3 protein-coding genes are annotated in these 2895 nt (G+C 71.6%); 1 reads left to right on the plus strand and 2 read right to left on the minus strand.

What is annotated here, in order from left to right; genetic code table 11:
• The coding region (locus tag QZ483_RS13415) for a carbon-nitrogen hydrolase family protein (protein WP_297084859.1) at positions 1-720 on the minus strand (720 nt) is incomplete at its 3' end.
• A 206-nt stretch (positions 721-926) separates the two neighbouring features.
• On the opposite strand from QZ483_RS13415, the gene QZ483_RS13420 reads away from it, so the two are divergent.
• Positions 927-2219, plus strand: a complete 1293-nt coding sequence (locus QZ483_RS13420; protein WP_297084862.1) for a protein kinase domain-containing protein — start codon at positions 927-929, stop codon at positions 2217-2219.
• A 12-nt stretch (positions 2220-2231) separates the two neighbouring features.
• On the opposite strand, the gene QZ483_RS13425 is transcribed toward QZ483_RS13420, so the two are convergent.
• On the minus strand, positions 2232-2849 hold the full coding sequence (locus QZ483_RS13425) for a response regulator transcription factor (RefSeq protein ID WP_297084864.1): 618 nt from the start codon (positions 2847-2849) through the stop codon (positions 2232-2234).
• Positions 2850-2895 lie beyond the last annotated feature (46 nt).

A 2895-nucleotide genomic window follows, 5' to 3' on the forward strand; every position in this document is an offset into this window, starting at 1 on the left:
CCGCCCGTCGGACGCGCAGGCGACGACGGTGCCCCACGGGTCCACGACCAGGCTGCGGCCGTACGACGCGAAGCCGCCGTGGCGGCCGGTGGTGGCCGGTGCGATCACGTAGGCGCCGTTCTCGATCGCACGGGCCCGCAACAGGACCTCCCAATGGTCCTTGCCGGTGAACATCGCGAAGTTCGAGGGAACCGCCAGCAGCTCCGCGCCCTGCAGCGCGAGGGTGCGGTACAGCTCGGGGAAGCGGACGTCGTAGCAGATCGACAGGCCCATGCGGCCGAACGGGGTGTCCACCACGACCGTCCGGTCGCCCGCCAGGTTGCGGTCGGACTCGCGCGCGACGACCTCGTCGCCGACGGTGACGTCGAAGAGGTGGATCTTCCGGTAGCTCTCGACGATCGCGCCGTCGGGACCGAAGAGCAGGCTGGTGTTGGACAGCTTGTCGGGTCGGTCGATCTTCTCGTTGAACGAGCCGGCCAGGAGCCAGACGCCGGCGTCGCGCGCGGCTGCGCTCAAGGCGTCGGACAGCGGCCCCGGGATCGGCGTCGCGGTGGCGAAGCGCAGCTCGCTGGGGCCCTTGACGTGGAAGCTCTCGGGCAGGAAGACGGCCTCGGCGCCTTGGCGGGCCGCTTCGGCGATGCCGTTCAGCGCCGCTTCGACGTTGGCGTCGTAGGCCTCGGTCGGTTCGAGCTGTACGAGGGCGATCGTCGTCTCGGGCATGGGAGACCATACATGACGCGGCGGAACGGTCGATCGGCGGCTCGTCGTCGCGCCGTACACCGTCGTCCGGCCCGTTCGGCGTGCACGCGGGGTCGCGTTCCGGTTCGGGCCGCGGTCGCGGCGTCGCCCCCCGCTCGATCCCTAGGCACGCCCCTCCCGTCCCGGGCCGGGAGCCGCGCGGACGCCCGCTGCTATCTTGACCTCGGATGCTTCGTGCGGGAGAGCAGCTCGACGGGCGCTACCGGATCGACGAGCGCATCGGACAGGGCGGCATGGGCGTGGTGTTCCGCGCCACCGATCTGACCGAGCGACGCTCGGTCGCGCTCAAGGTGCTGCTGCTGCCCGAGGACGAGAGCAGCCTGCGTTTCCGCCGCGAGTTCCGCGTCATGTCGCGCCTTCGGCACCCCAACGTCGTGCGGGTCGTCGGCTTCGGCACGGCCGAGGTGGGCGCCTACCTGGCGATGGACTACGTGAGCGGCGGGACGCTGACGCGCGCGTTCGCGAATCCGCCCGAGGACGAGGCGCAGCTGGCCGCGCGGCTGGAGCTGCTGGCGGCCGTCGCGGACGCGCTGGCGTACGTGCACGCCGAAGGCGTCATCCACCGCGACCTGAAGCCCGAGAACGTCCTGCTGGAGGAAGGTCGGCCGGTGCTGATGGACTTCGGCCTGGCCAAGGCGGCCGGCGGCGAGACGGTCGCGCTCACGCAGGCGGGCGACGTGCTGGGAACGGCGCCGTACATGAGCCCCGAGCAGATCCGCGGCCACGACGTCGACCACCGCAGCGACCTCTACGCGCTGGGCTGCCTGATCCACTGGGCCGCGACCGGCGCGCCACCGTTCACCGGCGAGACGTTCACCGACGTGGTGATCAAGCACCTGACCACTCCGGCCTCGCCGCCGTCGGCGTTCGTGCGTTTCGCTCCGCGCGAGCTGGACGCGCTGGTGCTGCGCCTGCTGGAGAAGCAGCCGGCCGATCGGTTCGCGTCCGCCAGCGACGTCGCGACGCGGCTGCGCGGCACCCTCGAGCACGTCAAGCGCGCTCAGCACGAGGTGCGCGGGGTGATGAGCTCGCTCGCGGGACAGCGCAGTCAGGAGCCCATCGCCGACCGCGTGCGCCGTGAGCTGCTGCTCGCGCGCGGATCCCTGGGCTTCGAGCCGGCGGTGTCGGCCGAGTGGCCGGACGTCGCCGCGGCGGTCGAGGGCGACACGTCCCTGTCCGACGACATCGTCGCGGTGATTCGCGAGTTGATCTCCAACGTCGCGCGGCACGCGCGCGCCACCGCGGTGCGCATCAGCCTCGGGGCAGCGGACGGGCGGATCGAGATCCGGGTCGAGGACGATGGGATCGGCCCCGCGGGCGCACAGAACCGTCACTCGGGAACATCGAACCTCGCGAACCGCGCGCTGCGCCGCAACGGCACCTTCAGCCTCACCGAGCGCACCCCTGGCGCGCCGAAGCCCGGATGCATCGCCGTGTGGAACGTGCAGGCGGCGGGCTGAGGCCGCCCCGCTTCAGCCCCGGAAGGACTGCGCGCGTCGCTGCGTCGCCCAGGCGACCACCTGGGTCCGGCGCTGCAGGCCCATCTTCGCGAGGATGCTCGTGACGTGGTTCTTGACCGTCTTCTCCGCGATGCCGAGGGCGTCCGCGATCTCCTTGTTCGAGCGGCCCTCCCCCACGGCCTTCACGATCTTGCGCTCGGTGGGCGTGAGCGACGCGATCGCATCGTCCTCGTGGACGTCGATGTGCTGACCGTGCTCGCGGCCCGAGGCGGCGTCGCGCACGGCCTTGAGGACCTCGCCCGACCCCGCGGTCTTGGCGACGAAGGCGTCGGCGCCCGCAGATCGCGCGGCGGCCTTCGCGTCGTCGTCGTCGTAGCTGGTGAGCACCACGATGTGGGTGTCGGGGTGGTTCGCACGCACGTGAGCGATGACGTCGAGGCCGGTGCCGTCGGGAAGCCTCAGGTCGGACAGGATGACGTCAGGCCGCACGGCGTCAGCGCGGCGGATCGCCTGGGCCACGTTGGCGGCCTCCGCGACCACCTCGATCCCGTCGGCACGGTCGAGGATGTCGCAGATCCCTCGCCGCACCACCTCGTGATCGTCAAGGACCAGCACTCGCACGTCAGACATACCGTGAATCGTAGCCCTCTCCTGGCGCGCTGCCGTCAGCGACGCG

The sequence above is a fragment of the uncultured Demequina sp. genome, from assembly GCF_913055775.1.
In the GTDB taxonomy this organism is placed as follows: domain Bacteria; phylum Actinomycetota; class Actinomycetes; order Actinomycetales; family Demequinaceae; genus Demequina.

What these genes read in the sequence shown, in the direction of transcription:
- QZ483_RS13420 (WP_297084862.1), top strand. Translation starts at nt 927, where the DNA reads ATGCTTCGTGCGGGAGAGCAGCTCGACGGGCGCTACCGGATCGACGAG.
- QZ483_RS13425 (WP_297084864.1), bottom strand. Translation starts at nt 2,849, where the DNA reads ATGTCTGACGTGCGAGTGCTGGTCCTTGACGATCACGAGGTGGTGCGG.